General features: G+C 60.6%; 23 protein-coding genes and 3 tRNA genes. 19 read left to right on the top strand and 7 right to left on the bottom strand.

From position 1 onward, the window contains the following. The first annotated feature begins 36 nt into the window (after positions 1-36). The 4 genes from DLM_RS01140 (at position 37) to ettA (ending at position 4767) form a co-directional block, all read left to right on the top strand. On the top strand, positions 37-309 hold the full coding sequence (locus DLM_RS01140) for an oxidative damage protection protein (RefSeq protein WP_045845523.1): 273 nt from the start codon (positions 37-39) through the stop codon (positions 307-309). Between the two features lie 67 nt (positions 310-376). After that, positions 377-2434, top strand: coding sequence for a polyphosphate kinase 1 (ppk1, locus tag DLM_RS01135; RefSeq protein WP_089083996.1), 2058 nt, complete (start codon positions 377-379; stop codon positions 2432-2434). A 99-nt stretch (positions 2435-2533) separates the two neighbouring features. Beyond that, positions 2534-3013 (top strand): DUF456 domain-containing protein, encoded by a 480-nt coding sequence (locus tag DLM_RS01130; protein WP_231959985.1) that lies wholly within the window; start codon positions 2534-2536, stop codon positions 3011-3013. An 86-nt stretch (positions 3014-3099) separates the two neighbouring features. Beyond that, complete coding sequence (gene ettA / locus DLM_RS01125; protein ID WP_089083994.1) at positions 3100-4767, top strand: energy-dependent translational throttle protein EttA; 1668 nt, start codon at positions 3100-3102, stop codon at positions 4765-4767. A gap of 65 nt (positions 4768-4832) precedes the next feature. Here ettA and DLM_RS01120 read toward each other — a convergent pair whose 3' ends face one another. After that, entirely contained in the window at positions 4833-5078 is a 246-nt protein-coding gene (locus DLM_RS01120) for a CDGSH iron-sulfur domain-containing protein (protein ID WP_089083993.1), read from the bottom strand. A gap of 105 nt (positions 5079-5183) precedes the next feature. On the opposite strand from DLM_RS01120, the gene DLM_RS01115 reads away from it, so the two are divergent. After that, positions 5184-5858, top strand: coding sequence for a peptidoglycan DD-metalloendopeptidase family protein (locus tag DLM_RS01115; protein WP_089083992.1), 675 nt, complete (start codon positions 5184-5186; stop codon positions 5856-5858). Here the strand turns inward: DLM_RS01115 and DLM_RS01110 are convergent. Continuing rightward, a complete protein-coding gene (locus tag DLM_RS01110) occupies positions 5852-6775 on the bottom strand; it encodes a 2-hydroxyacid dehydrogenase (protein ID WP_089083991.1) in 924 nt (307 codons plus the stop codon). The two genes, DLM_RS01115 and DLM_RS01110, sit on opposite strands and share 7 nt — an antisense overlap. Positions 6776-7153: 378 nt before the next feature. On the opposite strand from DLM_RS01110, the gene DLM_RS01105 reads away from it, so the two are divergent. Next, the gene (locus tag DLM_RS01105) at positions 7154-8164 is read left to right on the top strand and encodes a DUF1615 domain-containing protein (RefSeq protein WP_231959982.1); all 1011 of its coding nucleotides are present in this window, start codon (positions 7154-7156) and stop codon (positions 8162-8164) included. 133 nt (positions 8165-8297) lie between these two features. Here DLM_RS01105 and DLM_RS01100 read toward each other — a convergent pair. The 5 genes from DLM_RS01100 to fdhD all read right to left on the bottom strand — a co-directional run bounded on the left by DLM_RS01100 (position 8298) and on the right by fdhD (position 10832). Further along, a tRNA-Glu gene (locus DLM_RS01100) sits at positions 8298-8372 on the bottom strand. Positions 8373-8374: 2 nt separating this feature from the next. Further along, a tRNA-Arg gene (locus DLM_RS01095) sits at positions 8375-8451 on the bottom strand. A 6-nt stretch (positions 8452-8457) separates the two neighbouring features. Next, positions 8458-8551, bottom strand: a tRNA-Ser gene (locus tag DLM_RS01090). Positions 8552-8610: 59 nt separating this feature from the next. Then, a complete protein-coding gene (locus tag DLM_RS01085; RefSeq protein WP_089083989.1) occupies positions 8611-9837 on the bottom strand; it encodes an aspartate kinase in 1227 nt (408 codons plus the stop codon). Between the two features lie 170 nt (positions 9838-10007). Further along, complete coding sequence (gene fdhD, locus DLM_RS01080) at positions 10008-10832, bottom strand: formate dehydrogenase accessory sulfurtransferase FdhD (RefSeq protein ID WP_089083988.1); 825 nt, start codon at positions 10830-10832, stop codon at positions 10008-10010. A 197-nt stretch (positions 10833-11029) separates the two neighbouring features. Between fdhD and fdnG the strand changes: the two genes are divergently transcribed. The 13 genes from fdnG (at position 11030) to DLM_RS01015 (ending at position 25226) form a co-directional block, all read left to right on the top strand. Then, positions 11030-14086 carry a formate dehydrogenase-N subunit alpha gene (gene fdnG / locus DLM_RS01075; RefSeq protein WP_089083987.1) on the top strand — a complete coding sequence of 1019 codons (3057 nt, stop codon included), beginning with the start codon at positions 11030-11032 and terminating at the stop codon, positions 14084-14086. 9 nt (positions 14087-14095) lie between these two features. Next, on the top strand, positions 14096-14971 hold the full coding sequence (fdxH, locus tag DLM_RS01070) for a formate dehydrogenase subunit beta (RefSeq protein ID WP_089083986.1): 876 nt from the start codon (positions 14096-14098) through the stop codon (positions 14969-14971). Then, the gene (locus DLM_RS01065; protein ID WP_089083985.1) at positions 14968-15597 is read left to right on the top strand and encodes a formate dehydrogenase subunit gamma; all 630 of its coding nucleotides are present in this window, start codon (positions 14968-14970) and stop codon (positions 15595-15597) included. The genes fdxH and DLM_RS01065 overlap by 4 nt, the downstream gene beginning before the upstream one ends. Next, positions 15594-16514: a formate dehydrogenase accessory protein FdhE gene (fdhE, locus tag DLM_RS01060; RefSeq protein WP_089083984.1), complete on the top strand. Its 921-nt coding sequence runs from the start codon at positions 15594-15596 to the stop codon at positions 16512-16514. The genes DLM_RS01065 and fdhE overlap by 4 nt, the downstream gene beginning before the upstream one ends. A gap of 159 nt (positions 16515-16673) precedes the next feature. Continuing rightward, complete coding sequence (locus DLM_RS01055; RefSeq protein ID WP_231960313.1) at positions 16674-17147, top strand: response regulator; 474 nt, start codon at positions 16674-16676, stop codon at positions 17145-17147. Between the two features lie 8 nt (positions 17148-17155). After that, complete coding sequence (locus DLM_RS01050) at positions 17156-17446, top strand: STAS domain-containing protein (RefSeq protein WP_089083983.1); 291 nt, start codon at positions 17156-17158, stop codon at positions 17444-17446. Beyond that, positions 17436-19604 (top strand): chemotaxis protein CheA, encoded by a 2169-nt coding sequence (locus DLM_RS01045; protein WP_089083982.1) that lies wholly within the window; start codon positions 17436-17438, stop codon positions 19602-19604. Before DLM_RS01050 ends, DLM_RS01045 begins: the two co-directional genes overlap by 11 nt. Continuing rightward, entirely contained in the window at positions 19601-21247 is a 1647-nt protein-coding gene (locus tag DLM_RS01040; RefSeq protein WP_089083981.1) for a methyl-accepting chemotaxis protein, read from the top strand. The genes DLM_RS01045 and DLM_RS01040 overlap by 4 nt, the downstream gene beginning before the upstream one ends. A gap of 9 nt (positions 21248-21256) precedes the next feature. Next, positions 21257-21841, top strand: a complete 585-nt coding sequence (locus tag DLM_RS01035; RefSeq protein ID WP_089083980.1) for a chemotaxis protein CheW — start codon at positions 21257-21259, stop codon at positions 21839-21841. Beyond that, on the top strand, positions 21834-22355 hold the full coding sequence (locus tag DLM_RS01030) for a chemotaxis protein CheW (RefSeq protein ID WP_089083979.1): 522 nt from the start codon (positions 21834-21836) through the stop codon (positions 22353-22355). The genes DLM_RS01035 and DLM_RS01030 overlap by 8 nt, the downstream gene beginning before the upstream one ends. Before the next feature lie 62 nt (positions 22356-22417). After that, the gene (locus tag DLM_RS01025) at positions 22418-22942 is read left to right on the top strand and encodes a chemotaxis protein CheD (RefSeq protein WP_089084091.1); all 525 of its coding nucleotides are present in this window, start codon (positions 22418-22420) and stop codon (positions 22940-22942) included. Beyond that, positions 22939-24000 carry a protein-glutamate methylesterase/protein-glutamine glutaminase gene (locus DLM_RS01020; protein WP_089083978.1) on the top strand — a complete coding sequence of 354 codons (1062 nt, stop codon included), beginning with the start codon at positions 22939-22941 and terminating at the stop codon, positions 23998-24000. Before DLM_RS01025 ends, DLM_RS01020 begins: the two co-directional genes overlap by 4 nt. Beyond that, the gene (locus DLM_RS01015; RefSeq protein ID WP_231959980.1) at positions 23991-25226 is read left to right on the top strand and encodes an EAL domain-containing protein; all 1236 of its coding nucleotides are present in this window, start codon (positions 23991-23993) and stop codon (positions 25224-25226) included. The genes DLM_RS01020 and DLM_RS01015 overlap by 10 nt, the downstream gene beginning before the upstream one ends. Positions 25227-25242: the final 16 nt, after the last annotated feature.

The following is a 25242-nucleotide window of genomic DNA, read 5'->3' as shown; positions in this document are numbered from 1 at the left end:
GCAGTATATTCAGTTCAATTTTTGCAAGGATTAGCAATGGCCAGAAACGTCAATTGCATCAAGCTGGGTCGCGAGGCCGAAGGTCTGGACTTTCCGCCCCTGCCGGGCGAGCTTGGCAAGCGTGTGTATGAAAATGTCTCCAAGGAAGCCTGGCAAGGCTGGCTGCGTTATCAGACCATGCTGATCAACGAAAACCGCTTGAGCCTGGCCGATGCCCGTGCCCGCCAGTATCTGGCCGCACAGCTGGATGCCTACTTCTTTGGTCAAGGTGCTGATGCACCGGCTGGCTACACGCCACCGCAGCAGTAATTGTTTCAAGCCCTCCTGCGCGAGGGCTTTTTTGTCTCCACACTCATCATCATTGGCGCGAAACCGTATGTCACAAACCCACGAGTTGCTGCTCAACCGTGAACTGGGCCTGATCGAATTCAACCGCCGCGTACTGGCCCAGGCTGAAGATCCAAGCCTGCCGCTGCTGGAGCGTCTGAAATACCTGTGCATCGTCTCGTCGAATCTGGACGAGTTCTTCGAAGTGCGCATGGCCTGGCTGAAAGATACTGCCCAACTGACTCCGGGACGCATTCTGGCCGATGGTTCCACACCGGTACAGATCATGGCGCGCATTTCGGCGGCAACGCACGAACTGGTCCGCCAGCAATATGCGGTGATGAGTGATGTGCTGTTCCCGGCATTGCGTGAGGAAGACATCATCTTCCTGCGCCGTAACGAATGGACCGAACAACAGCAGGAATGGGTACACGATTTCTTCAGCAATGAGCTGATGCCCATCCTCACCCCGATCGGGCTGGACCCATCCCACCCCTTCCCCAAGGTGCTGAACAAGTCGCTCAACTTCGCGGTGGAACTGGAAGGCCGTGATGCCTTTGGCCGTCAGTCGGACATCGCCATCGTGCAGGCACCGCGCATTCTGCCGCGCGTGATCAAGGTGCCGCCGGAAGTGTGCAGCGGCCACCCGCATACCTTTGTCTTCCTGTCCTCCATCCTGCACTCCCATGTACACGAGCTGTTCCTGGGCATGACGGTGAAAGGCTGCTACCAGTTCCGCGTCACCCGCGACAGTGAGCTGACGGTAGAAGACGAAGACCTGAAAAACCTGCGCACAGCCTTGCAAGGTGAATTGAGCCAACGTCAGTTTGGCGATGCGGTACGGTTGGAAATTGCCGACACCTGCCCACCGCATATGGAAGAGTTCCTGCTCACCCAGTTCAATCTGAAGAAGCCGGACGTGTACCGGGTCAACGGCCCGGTCAATCTGGTGCGACTGATGCAGGTGCCGGATCTGGTGGACCGCCCGGATTTGAAATTCCCGCCCTTCGTGCCCTCTCTGCCAGACCAGTTGGGCAAGAAGCAGCCGCTGTTCGAAGCCATCCGCAAGGGCGATATTCTGCTGCACCATCCCTTCCAGAGCTTCCAGCCGGTCATCGACATGCTGAATCTCGCCGCGACCGACCCGCAGGTGGTGGCCATCAAGATGACGGTATACCGCACCGGCACCGACTCGGTACTGATGGAGTCGCTGATTGCCGCCGCCCGCGCTGGCAAGCAGGTGACGGTGGTACTGGAACTGATGGCGCGCTTCGACGAGGAAGCCAACATCAGTTGGGCCAGCCATCTGGAAGATGCCGGCGCGCACGTGGTATACGGCGTATTCGGCTACAAGGTACACGCCAAGATGCTGATGGTGATCCGTCGCGAGGACAAGCGCCTGCGCCGCTACGTACATCTGGGTACCGGCAACTACCACCCGCGCACCGCCCGTTTCTACACCGACTTCGGCCTGCTCACCTGCAATGAAGAAATCGCCAGCGATGTGAATGACATCTTCGTGCAGCTCACCGGCCTGGGGCGTGCCAGCCAGCTCAAACAGTTGTACCAGAGTCCCTTCACCTTGCATGGCTTGCTGATCGACTCCATCGAACGTGAAATCGAGCACGCCCAGCAAGGCCGCACCGCACAGATCATCGCCAAGATGAATGCCTTGCTGGAACCACAGGTCATTCACGCGCTGTACCGCGCCAGCCAGGCCGGGGTGAAAATCCAGTTGATCGTGCGTGGCGTCTGCGCACTTCGCCCCGGCGTGCCGGGGCTGTCGGACAACATCACCGTGCGTTCGGTGGTGGGCCGCTTCCTGGAGCATCCACGCGTCTATTACTTCTACAACGACAAGCAGGAAAACCTGTATATCTCCAGCGCCGACTGGATGGGCCGCAACCTGTTCCGCCGCATTGAAACCTGCGTGCCGATTCTGGACCCCAAGGTAAAGCGCCGTGTCATCAAGGAAGCGCTGCGCCTGTACCTGGAAGACAATGTCAACGCCTGGGACATGCAGCCGGATGGCAGCTACAAGCGTCGCTCCAGCCGTGGCAAGGAGCGCTGCGCCCAGAATGTGCTGCTGGAAGAATACGCCCGCTAGCGATTGCGCCAGCACATCGTACGCCATCACGGCCATCAGGTGGAACTTCTACCTGGTGGCCGTTTTCCTATGCAACAGTCACTGGCAAAGGAAAGCATCTTGGAAATCCTGTTCTTTGTACTCGCTGGCGTGCTGATCGTATTAGGCATGGCCGGCACCCTGTTTCCCGCCCTGCCCGGTCTGCCGCTGATGCTGGGTGGTTTTCTGCTACTGGCCTGGGCCGATCAATTCCAGCATCTGGGCAGCAGCGCGCTGCTGCTGATGACCTTGCTTACTGTTGCGGGACTGGCTATCGACTTTGTCGCCGGCCTGCTGGGTGCCAGGATGACCGGAGCCAGCAAGCAAGCCCTGTGGGGGGCCTTCATCGGCAGTATTGCCGGCCTGCCGCTGGGATTGGTCGGTGTCATTCTGGGGCCGCTGCTTGGAGCTGCCATCGGCGAGCTGCTGGCCCGGCGTGATGCCTGGCAGGCCGGGCGTGTCGGGCTGGGCACCCTGGCCGGTTTCCTGATCGGTACCGTTGCCAAGCTTGGCTGTGCCTTTGCCATGCTGGCCACCGCCTTGTTTGCCTGGTTCTGGTAATCCGCGGCTGGCAGACCGGCAGCACAGCGCAGCCGGCCTGCTTTTGGTAGAATCTGGCGGTCAACGATTATTCAGCAGGGTCCCTCATGGCTCAATATGTAATGTCCATGCTCCGCGTGAGCAAAGTGGTGCCGCCCAAGCGCCAGATCATCAAGGATATCTCCCTGTCCTTTTTCCCCGGTGCCAAGATCGGCCTGCTGGGCCTGAACGGCTCGGGCAAATCCACCGTGCTGCGCATCATGGCCAATGTGGACAAGGAATACGACGGCGAAGTACAGCATCTGCCTGGCGTGAAAATCGGCTATCTGCCGCAGGAGCCGCAGCTGGACCCGGAAAAGACCGTGCGCGAAGAAGTGGAAAGCGGCATGGGTGACGTGATGGGTGCGCAAAAACGGCTGGAAGAAGTCTATGCCGCCTATGCCGATCCGGATGCCGACTTCGACGCTCTGGCCGAAGAACAGGCCAAACTGGAAGCCATCATTGCCGCCGGTGCCGGTGACAATGTGGAACACCAGCTGGAAATTGCCGCCGACGCACTGCGCCTGCCGCCGTGGGATGCCAAGATCGGCCCCTTGTCCGGTGGTGAAAAACGCCGTGTAGCGCTGTGCAAGCTGCTGCTATCCAAACCGGACATGCTGCTGTTGGACGAACCCACCAACCACCTGGACGCCGAATCGGTAGAGTGGCTGGAACAATTCCTGGTGCGCTTCCCCGGCACCGTGGTGGCCGTTACCCACGACCGCTACTTCCTCGACAACGCCGCCGAATGGATTCTGGAACTGGACCGTGGCGAAGGCATTCCGTGGAAAGGCAACTATTCCAGCTGGCTGGAGCAGAAGGAAGAACGCCTGGAGAAGGAAGCCAAGAGCGAAGGCGCCCGCATGAAGGCGATGAAGCAGGAACTGGAATGGGTACGCCAGAACCCCAAGGGCCGTCAGGCCAAGTCCAAGGCGCGTATCGCCCGCTTTGAAGAACTGTCCAGCTACGAAACCCAGAAGCGTAACGAAACCCAGGAAATCTTCATCCCGGTGGCCGAGCGCCTGGGGAATGAAGTGATCGAATTCGATGGCGTATCCAAAGGCTTTGGCGACCGCCTGCTGATCGACAACCTGTCGTTCAAGGTACCGGCAGGTGCCATTGTCGGCATCATCGGCCCCAACGGTGCCGGTAAATCCACCCTGTTCAAGATGATTGCCGGCAAGGAACAGCCGGACAGCGGTACGGTGAAGATCGGCCAGACCGTGCAAATGGCCTTTGTCGAACAGAGCCGCGAAGGCCTGGAAGACGACAAGACCGTATTTGACGACGTATCCGGCGGTGCCGACCTGCTGACCGTGGGCCGCTTTGAAATGTCCAGCCGTGCGTATCTGGGCCGCTTCAACTTCAAGGGTGCCGACCAGCAGAAGAAGGTGGGCATGCTGTCCGGTGGTGAGCGTGGCCGTCTGCATCTGGCCAAGACCCTGCTCAAGGGCGGCAACGTATTGCTGCTGGACGAACCGTCCAACGACCTTGACGTGGAAACCTTGCGTGCGCTGGAAGATGCGCTACTGGAATTCGCCGGCACCGTGTTCGTGATTTCCCACGACCGCTGGTTCCTCGACCGTATCGCCACCCACATCCTGGCGGCGGAAGGCGAATCGCAGTGGACCTTCTTCGACGGCAATTATCAGGAATACGAAGCCGACAAGAAGAAACGTCTGGGTGAAGAAGGTGCCAAGCCCAAGCGTATCCGCTACAAGCCGATTACCCGCTGATCAGCCTGCCACAAAACAGAACCCCCGCACTGGCGGGGGTTTTGTCATTCAGACACTTCAAGGACTCAGGACAACTGGCTGTGCGAACCATCGCACAAGGGCTGGCCTTCGCTCAGCTTGCAGCCACAGAAGTATACCAGGCCGCTCTTGTCCGCCACATACTCGACCGGACTGAAACAGGAGCCGGCATGGCTGCCATCGCAAAACGGCTGTTTTTCACTTTGCCCACAAGCACACCACCAGTAACGCTTGCCAGCCTCCACTTCAACAGCATAGGGAAAACTCTGCGGAGAAAACGGTTGTTCAGCCATTGCACACTCCTTGCCAAACGGCATCCGGGCCTTTCAGCTTAGTGGGCAAACCGGACGAAAACCAGCCAACTCGGCCTGCCGCACATGAAATGCTAAAATGCCCGCATGTACTCCCTTCTTCGCCGCTGTAGCCTGCTGCTGATCATGCTGATGACCGCCTGCAGCACGCTGCCAGACTACCCGCCAGCGCCAGCAGGCTTTTACCGGGTTCAACCTGGTGACACGCTGTACCGCATTGCCGTCAAGCATCGCCAGAGTGTGGGCAATCTGGTGAATTGGAACCAACTCAAGGACCCTTCCAGCATCAATGCTGGCCAGTTGCTGCGCATCAGTCCGCAAAATAGCAGCGGCCCAAGCCAGCCCAGGCCAACGGCCAAACCGGCCCCCACGACCCCATCCCGCCCAGCCGCCAGTAGCATCGCGCTGCAATGGCCAGTCCGCGGCGTGGTGATTGGCAAGTTCAACGGTAACAACAACAAGGGCATCGACATCGCGGGCAAGGAAGGCGAGCCGGTACGCGCCGCCGCCGGAGGCACTGTTGCCTATGCCGGCAAGGGCATACGCGCCTATGGCAATCTGCTCATCATCAAGCACGGCAATGATTACCTGACGGCGTATGCCCACAACCAGACCTTGCTGGTAAAGGAAGGACAAACCGTGCAGGCCGGCCAGCAGATTGCCACTCTTGGCCATTCCGGCAGCAGCCGCGACATGCTGCATTTCGAGCTGCGCCGCCAGGGCAAGGCCATCGATCCGCTATCCGCCCTGCCTGCTCAATAACCACGCCCCCGCTGCACCAGCCCCTGCGGCGGCAAGCCTTGCTGCAAGGACTGCAGATTGGCGGCAATCTGCGCCACGGCGGTAGTCACTAATGTCATGGCAGCAATATGCGGTGTGACCAGCACCGCAGGATGGCTCCATAGCGGATGCACAGACTCCAGCGGCTCCACTTCAAACACATCCAGCATGGCAAAGCGCAGCTGGCCACTGTCCAGCAGCCCCAGCAAGGCTGCTTCATCCAGCTGCTCACCTCGCCCGGCATTGATCAGGGCAGCACCACGCGGCAACAGCGACAGCATGCGGCCATCCAGCAGGCCACGTGTGGCAGGCGTGGCCGGCAGCAAATTCACCAGAATATCGGTACGCGCCAGCAAAGCAGGCAAGCCGGCATCACCGGTAAAATCCTCCACGCCCGGCAACTGCCTGCCGCTGCGACTCCAGCCGGCTACCGCATACCCCATGGCTGCCAGTGCCTGTGCCACGCGACCGCCAATCTCGCCCAGCCCCAGCACGCCGATACGGGTCTGCGCGGCCGGGGTGGCAGCCACCGGCTGCCATTGGCGTTGCGCCTGCTGACGACGGTATTGACCCATGTAGCGCTGTACGTGCAAAACACCGTACAGCACATATTCCAGCATCTGCTGCGCCATGCCGGCATCGGTCAGCCGGATCACTGGCACCGCCGGGTCCAGATCATCACGCTTCAAGATGCGGTCTACTCCCGCCCCCAGCACAAACACTGCTTGCAGATTCACCATGCCCTTGAAGAAACCGGCTGGCGGATTCCACACCACGGCATGTGCCACCTGGCTGGCATCCACGGCCGCGGGCCAGCAGGCCAAGGCCCTGCCTGGCAATGCCTGCTGCAGTGCGTCCCGGTACGCAGCCATATCCTGTGGCGTATAGAGGTAAATCATCGGACTCTCCCAAAAGTGGCGGCATACTGCTCATGCATTGTAAATAATCCTCCCCCTTCAGAGCAGATTTTCCTGGATGCACGGCGGTCTGCAGCATCGCCAGGGCATGCAGCGATTGCCCTGGCCGGCACATTGGGCCAAGATCACGGCTTGGCTTTATGGAACTCGCCCCGCATGACCCGAACCTTTTACCCGCTGCTGCTGCTGACCATGCTTGCCGCCTGTAGCACCCAACCCGTCGCCCCATCAGCGAGCCAACCTACAATACCAGCCGTACCGGCTCCCGCGCCGCTACCCACACCGACGCCACCACCTCCTGTCGTGCCTGCGCCCAGTGTCATCCCCCCCCCTCCAACCATTCCTGCCGCCAAGCCAGCCTTGAACGAGAGCCAGGGACGCGCCTTGCTGGGCAGGCTGCTGCCACCGCATATCAGTGACCGCCAGGGCTGGAGCAATGACATCATTTCCGCCTTCACCGCCCTGAAGATTCCCTATCGGGCGGAAAACTTCTGCGCCGTTGCTGCCGTGATAGAACAGGAATCCAGCTGGCAAGGCGACCCGACCGTCCCCAATCTGCCGAACATCGTCTGGGGCAAGATTGGCGAGCGGGCCAACAAATACCTGGTACCGCTACCCGTGGTCAAAGCCGCGCTGCTCAAAACCTCGCCCAACGGCAAGAGCTACAAGGCACGTATCGACAGCTTGCGTACCGAGCGCGAAATGAACCTGCTGTTCGAGGACATGTCAGCCGAAGCCAGCAAGCTGGGCTTGCCGATGAATATGAAAAACCCCATTCGTACCGGTGGACCGATGCAGGTGAGCGTGGAGTTTGCCGAAGCGCACGTCAAAATCTGGCCCTACCCTTACCAAAGCGGCAACAGCATCCGCAATGATGTGTTCACCCGCCGTGGCGGTATTTATTTCGGCAGCGCCATCCTGCTGCAATACCCGGCACCGTATCAGGACATGATCTACCGCTTTGCCGACTTCAATGCCGGACGTTACAGCAGCCGCAATGCGGCCCTGCAAGCAGCCGTCAGTCAATTGACGGGCCGCAAGCTGGCGCTGGATGGTGATTTGCTCAGTTATACCGGCAAGCAGGCAACGGGCAGCACCTACCAAGCCTTGCTGAGCTTGCGCAGCCGACTGGACATGAGCCAGAGCGCCATTGAAAGGGATTTGCAGCAGGAAAAAAGCAGCGCCCTGGCGCAAACCGAGCTGTATCGCAAAGTATTTGCGCTGGCAGACAGCAAAGCGGGCAAGCCGCTGGCACGCGAACGCATGCCGCAGATCGACCTGCACAGCCCCAAGATCAGCCGCAAGCTGACCACACAATGGTTTGCCGACAAGGTGAATGCCCGCTATCAAAGCTGCATGGCCAGGCAATAGCCACGCATGGAAATGATGAGGCAAGCAGGCCGGGGAAGGCCTGCTTGCTGCAGCGGCAGGCATCATGGCGTGACACAGCGTGAGGACAAAAACGAAAAAGCCCAGTCTTGCGACTGGGCTTTTTCTTGAATCCTGGCGTCCCCACGGGGAATCGAACCCCGGCTACCGCCGTGAAAGGGCGGTGTTCTAACCGCTAAACTATAGGGACTTTGGTGCACCCGGAGCGATTCGAACGCCCGACCCTTTGGTTCGTAGCCAAATACTCTATCCAACTGAGCTACGGGTGCAGATTCTGGCGGAGAAAGAGGGATTCGAACCCTCGATACAGGTTTAAGCCCGTATGCTTCCTTAGCAGGGAAGTGCCTTCGACCACTCGGCCATTTCTCCGTTCAGAGAGCGCCATATTAAGCAAGGCAGCGCCCTCTGTCAAGCATTTGAACCAAAAATTATGCCGGCTGATCCAGGCCGAATACCTTGTGCAGCACGCGTACGCCCAGCTCCAGATATTTCTCGTCCACCAAAACCGATACCTTGATTTCGGAAGTGGAGATCATCTGGATGTTGATGCCCTCTTCGGCCAGGGTACGGAACATGGTGGAAGCCACGCCACAGTGCGAACGCATGCCTACGCCAACGATGGAGATCTTGGCGACTTTTTCGTCGGCATCAATCTTGGCAGCACCGATGTGGGTCTGCACTTCGCGCAGGATCTCCATGGTGCGGTGGAACTCGCCACGCGGCACAGTGAAGGAGAAGTCGGTGGTACCGTTCTCGCCCACGTTCTGGATGATCATGTCGACTTCGATGTTGGCATCGGCAATCGGACCGAGAATCTGGTAAGCGATGCCCGGCTTGTCCGGCACGCCTTTCACATTGATGCGTGCTTCATTACGGTCAAATGCGATGCCTGCAACGACGGCCTTTTCCATGTTTTCATCTTCCTCGAACGTAATCAGCGTGCCTTCCCCTTCATCCTCGAAGCTGGACAACACACGCAGACGTACCTTGTATTTCCCTGCGAACTCTACCGAACGGATCTGCAATACCTTGGAACCCAAGGACGCCATTTCGATCATCTCCTCGAAGGTGATGGTCTTCAGGCGACGGGCATCAGGCACCACGCGCGGATCGGTGGTGTAAACACCATCCACGTCGGTGTAGATCTGACATTCATCCGCCTTCAGTGCGGCAGCCAGTGCCACGGCGGAAGTATCGGAACCACCACGACCCAGCGTGGTGATGTTGCCGTTTTCATCCACACCCTGGAAGCCGGCCACCACCACTACCGAACCGGCAGCGAGGTCTGTCCGCATGGCGGCTTCGTCGATGGATTGAATACGCGCCTTGTTGTGGGCGTCGTCGGTAGTGACACGCACCTGCCAGCCACAGTAGCTCTTGGCGTCAACGCCAATGTCCTTGAGCGCCATGGCCAGCAGGCCGATGGTGACTTGCTCGCCGGTGGAAATGATCACGTCCAGCTCGCGCGGGTCCGGATAAGCCTGGATCTCTTTGGCAAGGGCAATCAGTCGGTTGGTTTCGCCACTCATGGCAGATACCACCACCACGACATCATGTCCCTGCGCTTTCCATTTGGCGACACGGCGGGCCACGTTCTTGATGCGCTCCGGAGAGCCCATCGAGGTACCGCCGTACTTTTGTACGATGAGTGCCATGCTTGCTTCTTATATAGAAAGGTTGATATGTCGGACTTCGATTCTGGCCCGATCTTCGCCATAAAAGCAAGGCCATTGTTCGACAATGCCCACTGCTCTTTGCGCAATGCAACAAATGGCGGGCCTTCTACCGTGTCGAATCAGATAAAACGCAGGCCGGACCGGTTCTTTCAGGTGGTTTGGCAAAGCAGGCGCTGCGGATGGGTGTAGACATTGACGCGTCCCGGTCTGGCAAAGCCCAGCAGGGTAAGGCCGTACTGCTCGGCCATCTGTACCGCCAGGGCGGTTGGTGCGGCCACTGCCACCAGGATTTCGATCCCGGCAGCGGCGGCTTTTTGTACCATTTCATAACTGGCGCGGCTGGTGACCAGCGCGGCACCTGCGCCCCAGTTACTGAGCGCACGGCAACCTATCAGCTTATCCAGTGCCACATGGCGGCCCACGTCTTCGCACACTTGCAGCAAGCGGCCTTCCAGATCCAGCCAGGCTGCCGCATGGGCGCAGCCGGTGGCTTGCGACAGCAACTGCTGTGCCGGCATGGCCTGTAAGGCCAGATTGAGCGCTGGCAGCCCCAGGCGGACGCTATCGGGCAGCGCTAACAGCGGGCGGAAGACTTCGGCCAGTTGCTCCACGCCGCACAGACCGCAGCCGGTGCGGCCTGCCAGTTGGCGTCGCCGTTCCTTGAGGGCGGCAAAGCAGGCGCTGGCCAGTTCGACATGTACTTCAATGCCACTGGCAACTTCTCGCACCTCGATGTCGTAGATGTCGGCCAGTTGACGGGCAATGCCCTCTGCCAGGGTAAAACCGCGGGCAAAGTCTTCCAGTTGCTGCGGGCTGGCCATCATCACCACATGGGCCAAGCCGTTGTAAACCAGGGCAACGGGAATTTCGCAGGCAAGCACGTCGTCACGGGACTGCAAGGGCTGCCCGACCTGCCATTGCTGGCGTTGCACCGTAAGCTGCGGGGGGAATGCAGGGGGCTGGTCTGCGCTCATCAATTTGCATTCTCAATGGGTAAATTGGCATCTGCTATTTGAGCTTGGGCAAATAGCTGACGATAATGCATGCAGGCTACAACCGTCCGGTTGTTCAGGCCAGTCTTTCCTGTGTCCGTCTCTGTGCGCCGCGTGGCGGTTGTCTGGGACACGAGATCTGGAAAGCCTTTACTCCATTCCTCACAAGGAGCCCCTCCATGCAGGTCAATCGGCGGCAGTTCTTCAAGCTGTGCGCCGGGGGTATGGCAGGTTCTACGATTGCAACACTGGGTTTATTGCCGGAAAAGGCCATGGCCGATGTACGCAGCTACAAGCTGCTGCGTGCCAGTGAAACCCGCAACACCTGTCCTTACTGCTCGGTAGGCTGTGGCATTCTCATGTACGGCCTGGGCGATGGCGCCAAAAACGCCAAGTCCGAAATCTTTCATATCGAAGGCGATCCGGATCATCCGGTCAACCGCGGCGCACTCTGTCCCAAGGGCGCAGGCCTGGTGGATTTCATCCACAGCCCCAACCGCCTGAAGTACCCGGAAGTACGGGAAGCCGGCAGCAATGAATGGAAGCGCATCAGCTGGGATGAGGCGTTCGCCCGCATCGCCAAGCACATCAAGCAGGACCGCGACGCCAATTTCATCGCCAAGAACGCGGATGGCGTGACGGTAAACCGCTGGCTGTCCACCGGTTTTCTGGCCGCTTCGGCCTCCAGTAATGAAGCTGGCTGGCTGACCCACAAATTCACTCGCAGCCTGGGCATGCTGGCTGTCGACAATCAGGCGCGTGTATGACACGGACCAACGGTGGCAAGTCTTGCCCCAACATTTGGTCGCGGTGCCATGACAAACCATTGGGTCGACATCAAGAACGCCAATCTGATCGTGGTGATGGGTGGCAATGCCGCCGAAGCACACCCGGTTGGCTTCCGCTGGGCTATTGAGGCCAAGACCCGCAACAAGGCCAAGCTGCTGGTTATCGACCCGCGCTTTACCCGTACTGCCTCGGTGGCAGACTTCTACGCGCCCATCCGCACCGGCACGGACATTACCCTGTTGTCCGGCGTGATCCGCCATTTGCTGGAAACCGGCAAATACAACAAGGAATACACGCTCGCCTATACCAATGCGGCACTGCTGGTACACCCGGACTTCACCTTTGAAGACGGCCTGTTTAGCGGTTACGACGCGGAAAAACGCAAGTACGACAAATCCACCTGGGCCTACCAGTTGGATGAGAAGGGCATGGCCAAACGCGACGACACGCTGAGCGACCCGCGTTGCGTGATCAACCTGCTCAAACAACATGTGTCGCGCTACACCGCCGATGTGGTGGAAAACATCTGCGGCACGCCCAAGGCGGCTTTTGAAGCCATTTGCTCTTATCTGGCCGAAACCAGTGCGCCGGACAAGACCACCTCCTTCCTGTATGCCCTGGGTTGGACCCAGCATTCCATTGGCGCGCAAAACATCCGCACCATGGCGATGATCCAGCTATTGCTGGGCAATATGGGCATGGCCGGTGGTGGCATCAATGCGCTGCGTGGCCACTCCAATATCCAGGGTCTGACCGACCTGGGCCTGCTCTCCACCAGCCTGCCGGGCTATATGACCATGCCGTCGGAAAAAGAGCCGACGCTGGACAGCTATCTGAGCAAATACACCAGCAAGCCGCTGGCCGACGGCCAGATGAACTACTGGCAGAACTACCCCAAGTTCTTTATCTCCTTCATGAAGGCGATGTGGGGTGACAAGGCCACGGCAGACAACAACTGGGGCTATGACTGGCTGCCCAAGTGGGACAAGGGCTACGACGTGCTGCAGTACTTCGAGCTGATGCACCAGGGCAAGGTGAACGGTTACTTCTGCCAGGGCTTCAACCCGGTGGCCTCCTTCCCCAACAAGAACAAGATCGTGGCTTCGCTGTCGCGACTGAAGTTCCTGGTGATCATGGACCCGCTGGTGACGGAAACCTCCACCTTCTGGCAGAACCACGGTGAGCAGAACGATGTCGATCCGGCCAAGATCCAGACCGAAGTATTCCGCCTGCCCACCACCTGTTTTGCCGAGGAAGACGGCTCCATCGTCAATTCCGGCCGCTGGCTGCAATGGCACTGGAAGGGTGCGGAAGGCCCTGGCGAAGCCATGACCGACCCGCAAATCCTGGCCGGCATCTTCCTCAAGCTCAAAGCCATGTATGCCAAGGATGGCGGCACCTTCCCGGATGCCATCAACAGCCTGTCCTGGGCTTATGGCGACCCGCACGAGCCCAAGCCGGAAGAGCTGGCCAAGGAGCTGAACGGCAAGGCGCTGGCTGATCTGCCCGATCCGAAAAACCCCGGCCAGTTTCTGGCGAAAAAGGGCGAGCTATTGCCTGGCTTTGCCCTGCTGCAGGCCGATGGCAGCACCGCCTCCGGTTGCTGGATTTTTGCCGGTAGCTGGACCCAGGCCGGCAACCAGATGGCACGGCGCGACAACAGCGACCCGTCCGGCCTTGGCAACACCCTGGGCTGGGCCTGGGCGTGGCCGGCCAACCGCCGCATCCTGTACAACCGCGCCTCCTGCAAACCGGATGGCACGCCATGGGACAAGAAACGCACGCTGATCAAGTGGAATGGCGAAAAGTGGGTGGGTGTGGACGTGCCGGACTTCAAGGCTGACGAACCGCCAGGCAGCGCCATGGCACCCTTCATCATGCAGCCGGAAGGGCTGGGACGCCTGTTTGCGCTGGACAAGATGGCTGAAGGGCCGTTCCCTGAGCATTACGAGCCGTTCGAGACGCCGCTTGGCACCAACCCGCTGCATCCCAAGGTGATTTCCAACCCGGCCGCCCGGCTGTTCAAGGACGACAAGGCGCAACTGGGTCAGCATCAGCAGTTCCCCTACGCTGCTACCACCTACCGCCTGACCGAGCACTTCCATTACTGGACCAAGCATGCGCGGCTGAACGCCATCATGCAGCCGGAACAGTTTGTGGAAATCGGCGAGGAACTGGCCAAGGAAAAAGGCATTGCCCATGGTGATCTGGTGAAGGTGTCATCGCAGCGCGGCTATATCAAGGCCAAGGCGGTAGTAACCAAGCGCATCAAGGCGCTGAAGGTGAACGGCCAGCAGGTACACCATATTGGCGTGCCGATTCACTGGGGCTTTGAAGGCGTGGCCAAGAAGGGCTTCATCGCCAACACGCTGACGCCGTTTGTCGGGGATGCCAATACCCAGACGCCGGAGTTCAAGTCCTTCCTCGTCAACGTTGAGAAAGCCTAAGGAGCGACCATGTCACTGCAATCGCAAGATATCCTGCGCCGCTCCGCCAGCCCCACCCAGCCGCCGATTGCGCGCGAGCACAAGGCGGAAGTGGCCAAGCTGATCGACGTGTCCACCTGCATCGGCTGCAAGGCCTGTCAGGTGGCCTGTTCGGAGTGGAATGACCTGCGCGACGAGGTGGGCAGCAATGTCGGGGTGTACGACAACCCGGCCGACCTGTCCGCCGAAAGCTGGACGGTGATGCGTTACAGCGAAACCGAGCAGAACGGCAAGCTGGAATGGCTGATCCGCAAGGACGGCTGCATGCACTGCGCCGACCCCGGCTGCCTGAAAGCCTGTCCTTCGCCCGGTGCCATCATCCAGTACGCCAACGGCATCGTGGACTTCCAGTCCGAGCACTGCATTGGCTGCGGCTATTGCATTGCCGGCTGTCCGTTCAATGTGCCGCGCATCAACCAGAAGGATAACAAGGCCTACAAATGTACCTTGTGTTCCGACCGGGTAAGCGTGGGGCAGGAGCCGGCCTGTGTGAAAACCTGTCCCACCGGCGCCATCCGCTTTGGCAGCAAGGAGGACATGAAGGAATACGCACAGGAACGGGTGGAGGAGCTGAAAACCCGTGGCTATGCCAATGCCGGGCTGTACGATCCGCAAGGCGTGGGCGGCACCCATGTGATGTATGTGCTGCACCATGCCGATCAGCCCGAGCTGTACCACGGGCTGAAGAAGGACCCGCAGATCAGCCCGGTGGTCAGCCTGTGGAAGGGCATTCTCAAGCCGTTGTCCACCATCGGCCTGGCCGCTTCGGTGCTGTTCGGCTTCTTCCACTACATCGGCGTCGGCCCCAACAAGGCCGAAGATGACGAAGAGGAGGACAAGGCATGAGCAAGGAAAAGCTGATCAAGCGCTACAGCGCGGCGGAACGCATCAACCACTGGATCGTGGCGCTGTGTTTCCTGTTGCTGGCCATCTCCGGCCTGGCCTTTTTCTACCCGGCCTTCTTCTGGCTCACCGGGGTGTTTGGCACGCCGCAACTGGCGCGCATCATCCACCCCTTTGTCGGCGTGCTGATGTTTGTCGGTTTTGCCCGCCAGTTCTTCCGTTACTGGCAGCACAACTTCATCGACCAGGAAGACATCAAGTGGATGAAATCGGTGAAGTCGGTGCTGGCCGGGCATGAGGTAGGCGATACCGGCAAGTACAACGGTGGCCAGAAAGGCATGTTCTGGCTGATGACGGGCTGCCTGCTGGTGCTGATTTGCACCGGTGTCGTCATCTGGCGGCCCTACTTTGCCTACTCCTTCCCCATTGATGTGGTGCGCATTGCCCTGCTGCTGCATGCCTGGAGCGCACTGGCGCTGATTGCCGGCATCATCGTGCATGTGTACGCCGCCATCTGGGTGCGCGGCACCATCCGCGCCATGGTGGAAGGCGTGGTCACCCATGCCTGGGCCAAGAAGCATCACCCGCGCTGGTATCGTGAAATGACAGGAGACAAGCACAAGCCATGAGCATACGCATTGTTCCGGTCGAGCAATTGGCCGAACGGCAGGCAGCCAGCCTGGACATCACCCCGCTGCTGCTGCCGCAGCCCGCCACGCTGTATCGTCAGCGCGCGGCGCGGCTGCAGCAGTTGGCTGCCGGCCATGTGATGGCCGATTACCTGCAACTGGCCAGCCGCATTGCCCAGGCGCAACACCAGTTGGTACACAGCCAGCCGGTGTTGCTGCCCGTGCGGGAGGCCTATTTCCAGCAATGTGCCGAGCACGGCCTGCCGCCCTTGGGGGCCATGGCCTGGCAACGTGACGCGCAGTGGCTGCAGGTGCTGCTTGCCCTGTGTACACAACTGGCGGACGGTGCCAGTGCAGCCGTGCAGCAGGTGCTGGCGCAGTTGCTGGCCGCACCGGCAGAGCAGCATGAACAGGCAGCCCAGTCACTGCTCTGCGGTGATCTGACCGCGGTGGATAGCGCGCAAGCGCCCTTCATCTGGGCGGCCTTGTCGGTGTACTTCAGCCAGTTGGCCAGCCAGTTGCAGGTGGCTGCCGTGGCCGAACCGGGCGATGCGCGTCATCTGTGTCCGGTCTGTGCCAGTGCGCCGGTGGCCAGCGTGGTACGCCAGGGTAATGAGGCCGGTCTGCGCTACCTGCACTGCAGCCTGTGCGAAAGCGAGTGGCATATGGTGCGCGCCAAGTGCAGCAACTGCGAAGCCACCCGCGACATCGGCTACTGGTCGCTGCAGGACGCGCATGCTGCCGTGCGTGGCGAATCCTGTGGCGACTGCGGCAGCTATCTGAAAATCCTGGCGCTGGACAAGGACCAGCAGGCCGAAGCGGTGGCCGACGACCTGGCCAGTCTGGCGCTGGATGCCGCGCTGGAGGAACAGGGCTTTGCCCGCAGCGGGCTCAACCCGCTGTTGTTTCCCGGCTAGACAGACCAGCTAGCTGCCTCTGCAACCGGCCCGCGTGGCCGGTTTTTTATTGCTGCTCCAGCACAGCGGTCTGCACACAATCGCCCCCTGGCCGCAGTTTGCCGTTTGCATTCAATTCACCCAGCAACTAGAAAACAAGAACATCAAACCGATGTCGTGATGACAAAAAACGGCTGCCACAGCCGCATAAACGACCATCCGCCACAGTTGCTGGGTGTAGTGGCCAGCCTGCAGGCCCATGGCAAGCATGACAAGGGGGGGAATATGAGCAAGACCATACTGATTGTCGATGACTCCACCAGCTTGCGGCTGGTGATCAAGATGACACTGGAAGGTGCCGGTCATCATGTCATTCAGGCTGCCGATGGCCAGCAGGCGCTGGCCATGCTGGAGCAGCACCGGATCGACCTGATCATCACCGACCTCAATATGCCGGTGCTGGATGGTTTTGGCCTGCTCGATCACATTCGTCAGCATCCGTCCCACCGGCAAATACCGGTGGTGATGCTGACCACGCAGGGTGCGCCCCACCTGCAACAGTTGGGCCAGCAAAAAGGCGGCTGCAGCTGGATTGTCAAGCCGTTCGAGCCTTCCCACCTGCTGGCCGTGGTGGCCCGCCTCACCCAACGCTGAGGCCCGCCATGTCCCATCTGCTCTCGCTGTCTGGTGAACAGACCATCTACCAGGCGGTGGCCTTGCACCAGCAACTGGCCGACGCGCTGCAGCAACACCCGGAGCTGGCACTGGAGCTGTCGCAAGTCAGCGAAATCGACTGTGCCGGTGTCCAGGTACTGCTATGGCTGCAGGCCGCCATGCAACAGCAAGGCCACCCGCTACGGCTGTACCAACCCAGCCAGACCGTCAGCAGCTTTCTGCAACTGATGGGGTTTGATCAGTTACAAGCTTGTGTGGAGCATGGCGATGAATCTTGAACAGGCCATGCAGTCCTTCCTGCTGGAATCTGCCGAACTGCTGCAAGAGATGGAAAGCATCCTGCTGGAAGCCGAAGCCGACAGCATCACCGCCGAACAGCTAGGGGCACTGTTCCGCTGCATGCACACCATCAAGGGTTCGGCCGGCCTGTTCGGACTGGATGACATCGTCCACTTCAGCCACCAGGCAGAAAACCTGCTGGACCAGTTGCGCGATGGCAAGCTGCAACTGGATGCAGAACTCAGCGGCCTGCTGCTGCGCAGCCACGACCACGTCAAGGCGCAACTGGCCGCGCTGGAAGCAGGCCAGCCGCTACCGGCTGGCGAAGCCGCCGCCATCGAGGCCGAAATGGCACAGCGCTTGCAGGCTGAGCCGCCGCCATCCGCCAGCACAGACGAAACCCACCCACCGCTGCCTAGCAGCGACTGGCTGCTGACACTGCGCTTTGGCCCGGATGTCCTGCGCAATGGCATGGACCCGGCGTCCTTCATCCGCTACCTGGCCACGCTGGGCGAAATAAAGACCATTGCCAGCCGCAGCAGCAGCTTGCCCGCCGATGAGCATTTCGACCCGGAACGCAATTACCTGCGGCTGGAGCTGCAGTTTTACGGCGCGGTGGATGCAGAACAACTGGACGGGGTGTTTGCCTTCGCCAGCGAAGGCAGCCAGTTCATCATCAGCCCGCGTACACAACTGGAGCAGCATCTGGCACAAGCACTGTCACTGGGCGATGCGGCCGAGCAGCAATGCAGCCGTCAACTCTGGCAGCAGTGGGGGCTGTTGCCAGAGCCGCAGCCCGCCGGGGAAACAGCCGCCACCACGCCGGATGAGCCACCCTGCACGGCAGAGCCCCTGGTGCCAACCGCCATGGCCAATCCGCCCGCCGATAGCGAGGGCAAAACCACCCGCAGCAGCGAAAGCCGCTTCATCAAGGTGGAAGCCGGCAAGCTGGACAGCCTGATCAATCTGGTGGGCGAGCTGGTGATTGCCGGGGCCGCCACCAGCCTGCTGGCACGCCGCCATGGCAATGGCCCGCTGCTGGAATCTACCGCCGTGCTCTCCGGGCTGATCGAGCAGATTCGCGACCAGAGCCTGGCCATGCGCATGGTACCCATCGGGGAAACCTTCAGCCGCTTTGGCCGCGTGGTTCACGATGTCAGCCGAGCCCTGGGCAAGGAAATCCGGCTCCAGGTCAGCGGTGCCGACACCGAGCTGGACAAGTCCATGGTGGACAAGCTGGCCGATCCGCTCACCCACCTGGTGCGCAATGCCATCGACCATGGCATCGAAGACGTGGCGCAGCGCCGTGCCGCCGGCAAGCCGGACGCAGGGCACCTGTGGCTGGACGCCTACCACGACTCCGGCAGCGTGGTGATTGAAGTGGCCGACGATGGCGGCGGTCTGAGCCGGCAGCGCATTCTGGACAAAGCCCGTCAGCGCGGCATGCTGCACGGCGACAGCCCGCTGGCCGAGCAAGACGTGTTCCGGCTGATCTTCGAAGCCGGCTTCTCCACCGCAGCCCAGGTCAGCAATCTGTCCGGACGCGGCGTCGGACTGGATGTGGTGAAGCAGAACATCGAGCAACTGCGCGGCACAGTGGAAGTGGAAAGCGAAGAAGGCCTTGGCACCACCTTCCGCCTGCGCTTGCCACTGACCTTGGCCATCATCGATGGCTTTCTGGTTACGGTGGGCAGCGCCACCTTTGTCCTGCCGCTGGACAGCGTAGTGGAGTGCATGGCGCTGCCGGAGGCGGCACTGGCCACAGCAGCAATGGGGCGCTTCAGCCTGCGCGGCGAAGTACTGCCCTTGCTCAACCTGCGGCGTTTTCTGGAGCTCGATGGCCAGCCCGGCCATCGCCAGAACGTAGTCGTCATCCAGACCGGTGACTGCAAGGTGGGCCTGGTGGTGGATGCGCTGAACGGCGAGTTCCAGACTGTCATCAAGCCGCTAAGTCCGCTGTTTCGGCAGCTCAAGGCCATCAGCGGCTCCACCATCCTGGGCAATGGTGAAGTCGCCCTCATCCTGGACGTGCTGGCACTCACCCAGCATGCCCGTGCGCAAGAACACATGCTTTACCTGGACGGACAAGAGGCAGCGTCCTTGCTGCCTGACCACTGGCAGCACCATAACGACGGGCAAACGGGGAAAACATCATGAAAAAATCTGCACCCATGGGAATAACCATGCGGCTAAGCCTGGGCTTTGGCAGCATTCTGCTGTTGCTGCTGCTATGTGTATCGGCCGCCTTGTACAGTTTTGAACGCAGCAGCGTCATGCTGGGCAATATGCGCGTGAATGACCGGGATGCCAGCCGCGTCTCCACCCTGATCGAACAGCTACAGGAGCTACGGGTGGTGTACCGCAACGTGATCATCTACCCGGACCTGCACGCCATCAATATGGCCATCCAGAAATACAATGAAGCACGCCAGCGCTATCTGGACAGCGAGCGGGTGCTGGTACGCGACATGCTGGCCGAGCAGGCGCTGACCCGCCATGAACGGGATTTGCTGGCGCAGTTGGCCACGGCACGGCCACCTGCCTTCAGTGCCATGGACAAGTCCGAAGGACAGGCCGCCAACAACGAAAAAGACACCGCCATCCAGTTGATGAAGACCGAAGTGACACCGGCGATGGAACGGCTGATGGATATCCTGCGTCAGTTGTACGACACCGAACAGAACCTGAACGAAGAAGCCAGGCAACAGACCGAACAGAGTATCCAGCAGGCCCATGACATCATGAGCATCCTGGCCATTACAGCGCTGCTGCTGGGCAGTGTGCTGGCAGCACTGATCGTCCGCTCGCTACGCCGCATCATCGGCGGCGAACCCCATGCCGTGGCTGAAATCATGCAGCAACTGGCTGCCGGGAAACTGGATGGCCGACTGTCGCTGCGCAAGGGTGACAATAGCAGCATGATGTACTCGGTGGCACGCACGGTCAGCACCCTGTCCGGCATCATGGCCGAAGTGAAAAACAGCTCCGCCAACCTGGCCTCCGCGGCACAACAACTGACTGCCACCTCGCAAGCGCTGTCGCAGTCGGCCAGCGAATCCGCTGCCGGCATCGAGGAAACCACCTCCGCAGTGGAGGAAATGTCTGCCGCCATCAATCAGACCAATGACAACGCCCGTATTACCGAGGGCATTGCCGAACAGGCGGCACGCGAAGCCACCGAGGGTGGCGAAGCCGTACGCCAGACCGCCGCCGCCATGCGGCAGATTGCCGAGCGCATCGGCATCATTGACGACATTGCCTACCAAACCAATCTGCTGGCGCTCAATGCCGCCATCGAAGCCGCCCGCGCCGGCGAACATGGCAAAGGCTTTGCCGTGGTGGCTGCCGAGGTACGCAAGCTGGCCGAACGCAGCCAGGTGGCGGCACAGGAAATCAGCCAGGTGGCCGCCAGCAGCGTGGGGCTGGCCGAACAGGCTGGCAAGCTGCTGGAGGGCATGGTGCGCTCCAGCGGGCGTACCGCTGACCTGGTGCAGGAAATCGCCGCGGCATCCAGCGAACAGGCCAGCGCCGTCAACCAGATCAGCAGTGCCGTACAGCAGCAAAATGGCAGCACCCAGCAAAATGCCTCAGTCAGTGAAGAACTGGCCTCCACTGCCGAACAAATGAGCAGCCAGGCGGAAAACCTGCTGGAACTGATGAATTACTTCCGCTTCAAAGACAGCCAGGGTGAAGCAGCAGCCGGCCCGCATGAACCACCGTCCGCCCAGGCCGGCCTGTCAGCCCCTCTGCGGCGCATCGGCGGCAGCCATGCCGATGATGCCGACTTCATCCGCTACTAGGCCCCCACCATGGCAGCACAGGCACACTGGCGCAGACAGGCCGCCGCCCCGCCAGCACAGGCAGCGGCCAGCGCAGCCGCACAGCGGCAATACCTGCGTTTCAAAACGGGCGATGCTCAGATGGGCATTGTGCTGGAGGCCATCCGCGAACTGCTGGAATACCAGCCACTGACCACCGTACCGCACATGTCGCCCTTGCTGGCCGGCGTACTCAACCTGCGAGGCAGCGCAGTGCCGGTGCTCCATCTGGCCCACTGCCTGGGCTTGCCGACAGCCGCGCCACAACGCCGCAGCTGCATCATCCTCCTGCAGTCGGCCACCACACCGCTCGATCAGATCGGCATTCTGGTGGACGAAGTCCATGCCGTGGTGCAGATCAGCAGCGATGCCATCGAAGCACCGCCGCAACTGGGTGCGCTGCTTCCCCCCGGCTTGCTGGCGGGCATGGTGCGTGAAACCCAGGGCTTCACCCTGCTGCTGGAGGCTGGGCAACTGCTGGCACCGCCAGTGCTGGCACAGCTATGCCGTGCCAGCACGGCTGCGGTGGCGGCATGGCCAGACAGCCCGTCGTCATCGGGAGAAGAACATGACTGAATCCATCACCGCCAGCAGCGGACAGTATCTGCGCTTCCAACTGGGGGCGGAAACCTTTGCCTGCGACATCCTGCAGATCCGGGAAATCCTGGAATACCACCGCCCCACCACCGTGCCGCAAATGCCTGCCTTCGTGCATGGCGTGATGAACCTGCGTGGCAGCGTGGTACCGGTCATCGACCTTGCACAGCGCTTGGGCCGCGCACCGGGCAAGGTGCTGCGGCGCAGTTGCATCGTCATCCTGCAACACGGCGCTCCGGCCCAGCCTCATCCTGTGGGCATGCTGGTGGATGCAGTACATGAAGTCATCGACCTGCACCCTGCCGACATCATGCCGCCGCCGCCATTTGGCAATCAGCTGCGGGCCGACTTCATTGCAGGCCTGGCGCAGTGCGATGGCCATTGCCTGATGCTGCTGCAAATGGACAAAGTGCTGTCGCTGGAGGAAATGGCCGCCCTGGCCAGACCGGCTGGGCTGCAGATTCAGGCGGACATCCGCAGCGTGTTGAACTAGATTGGGATAAGCAGTTGCCTGCAACCCTTGTACCCGTTTTCGCTGTCAACCAGACCAAGATCATGCCCAGTGACTCACGCAAAGAGATTTTCCTGCATCCGGGTGAATGGAAATTCGCCGGTCAGGAATACATCATCAGCACCCTGCTCGGGTCCTGTGTCTCCATCGTGATGTGGCATCCGCAGCTATTGCAGGGGGGCATGTGTCATTACCTGCTGGCCCGGCGCAGCGACAGCAGCGACACCTTGTCCGGCCGCTACGGTGACGAAGCCATGCTGCTGTTGCTGCGTTCCGCCCTGGCCTGCGGCAGACCATTGAAAGAGTTCCAGGTCAAACTGCTGGGCGGGGCTACCGTGCTGTCACACCGCGAGGGAGAACGCAGCAGTAATGACGTGGCGGCACGCAATGTAGAGATGGCGCGCCAATTGGCACGCCAGTTGGGGCTGAATGTGCAGGCGGAAGATCTGGGCGGGACCAGTCCCCGCATGGTGGTGTTTGATGTGCAATCCGGCGATGTCTGGGTGCGCCTGTCACAGGATGGCGATACCCACGACAGCCTGTCGGCCAAAACAAGGAAAAAAGCATGAGCATCAAAGTGATGATCGTGGACGACTCCGCCGTGGTACGGCAGGTTCTGAGCGAAATCTTCAATGCCAGCAGCGGCATCGAGGTCATCGATGTAGCCACCGACCCCATTGTTGCCATGGAAAAAATGAAGCAGCAGTGGCCGGATGTCATCGTGCTGGATGTGGAAATGCCACGCATGGACGGCATTACCTTTCTCAGGCAGATCATGGCCAGCCGGCCTACGCCGGTTGTCATCTGCTCCTCGCTCACCCAGAAAGGGGCCGACATCAGCATGCAGGCGATGGCTGCCGGCGCAGTGGAAGTCATCGCCAAGCCGCATGCGGGAGTAAAACAATTCCTGCAGGACAGCAACAACCTGCTGGTGCAGGCGGTGAAAGCCGCCGCCCAGGCGCGCATGAGCCGCATGCGCAGCCTGCCCCCCACCCCGCTGGAAACCCGCCCCAAGTTGTCGGCAGACGCCGTGCTGGCTGCACCAACCGGCCAGCAGATGTTCCAGACCACCGAACGCATCGTCATCATCGGCACTTCCACTGGCGGCACCCAGGCACTGGAAACCATCCTGACCAAGCTGCCGCGAACCTGTCCGGGGCTGGCCATCGTGCAGCACATGCCGGAAAAATTCACGGCATCGTTTGCCGAGCGGCTGGACCGGCTATCGGAAATCGAAGTGAAAGAAGCCGCCAGCGGAGACCGCCTGCTGCCAGGCCGGGCACTGATTGCCCCCGGCGGCAAGCACATGATGATCAAGCGCAGCGGTGCCTATTATCAGGTGGAAGTGGTGGATGGCCCGCTGGTCAGCCGTCACAAGCCATCCGTCGATGTGCTGTTCCGCTCGGCCGCCAAATTTGCCGGCCGCAATGCGCTGGGCATCATCATGACCGGCATGGGGGATGACGGTGCCAAGGGCCTGAAGGAAATGCACGATGCCGGTGCCAGAACCATCGCCCAGGACGAAGACAGCTGCGTGGTGTTCGGCATGCCCAAAGAAGCCATCAAACTGGGGGCCGCTGACGAAGTCATGCCTCTGGACAGTATTGCCAAGGCCATATGCCGCTGAAAGGGAACGACAGCAAGCCGCATGCCGGCATGCAGGATGTCTTGATCGTGGAAGACAGCAGCCTGCATCGGCAACGGGCCAGCGACATCTGCCAACAACTGGGCTTTGGCAGCATCAGGCATGCGGGCAATGGCGAGGAAGGCATGGCGATGGTGCGTGAACGCCTGCCCGACCTGCTGCTGCTGGATCTGGAAATGCCGCGCATGGATGGGGTGCAGGTGATGCAGCAACTGGCACAGGAAAACCTGGCCCCACCCATCATTCTTACCTCCGGCAAGGACTATATGTTGATTTCCACGCTGGAGCTGATGGGTGCCGGACTAGGCCTGCCGGTGCTCGGTGGCCTGAAAAAACCGCTCAAGCAAAGCCAGTTGCAGGATCTGCTGCAGCGCCTGTGCCGACAAGCTAGCAAACACGGGGAAGACTGCCGGCTGTACGATCCGGCAAGCGTGCGCCAGGCGCTGGAACAAGGCCAGATCATCCCGCACTACCAACCAAAGGTCGACCTGAAAAGCGGCCATATCAAAGGGGCCGAGATGCTGGCACGCTGGCAGCATCCGACAGACGGGCTGATCTCGCCGGCGCGCTTCATTCCCGTGATAGAGCAACAGGACTGGGCAACCGAACTGACACTCAGCATGCTCGAACAAGGCTTGCGCCAATGGCAGGAGTGGGCACGCCACGGCTTGCGCCTGCCATTGTCCATTAATCTTTCCGCCCGTTCGCTACAGGACAGCAGCCTGATCAGTGCGGTAGAAAGCCGGCTGCAGCACAGCCGGGTACCCGCCCGTTACATCATCTTTGAAGTCACTGAAACCGCCATCGCCGACAAGCTGACCGAAGCCATCGGCATTGCCGCCCGCCTGCGGCTGACCGGCATCGGCCTGTCGATTGACGATTTCGGCACCGGCTTTGCCACGCTGCAGCAACTCACCCGCTTTCCCTTCACCGAACTGAAAATCGACCAATCGCTGGTCACCTCCATTGCCGACAAACCCCATCTGCAGGCCATCACCGACAGCATCATCGCCCTGGGAAACCGCATGCAGCTATGCACCGTGGCCGAAGGCATCGAAACGCAGCAAGATCTGGACACCATGCTGCAACACGGCTGCCTCATGGGGCAGGGCTACTTTATTGCCCGACCGATGGATGCCAGCCAGTTTCTACTCTGGGCCAAGCAGCACCAGCCTGGCTTCAAGCCGACACCGCGCACCATCAGCTAGCACACCGACAGCCACC

Origin of the sequence: Aquitalea magnusonii (assembly GCF_002217795.2) — a bacterium.
In the GTDB taxonomy this organism is placed as follows: Bacteria; Pseudomonadota; Gammaproteobacteria; order Burkholderiales; family Chromobacteriaceae; genus Aquitalea; species Aquitalea magnusonii_B.
This window is presented reverse-complemented; position numbering and strand designations above follow the sequence as displayed.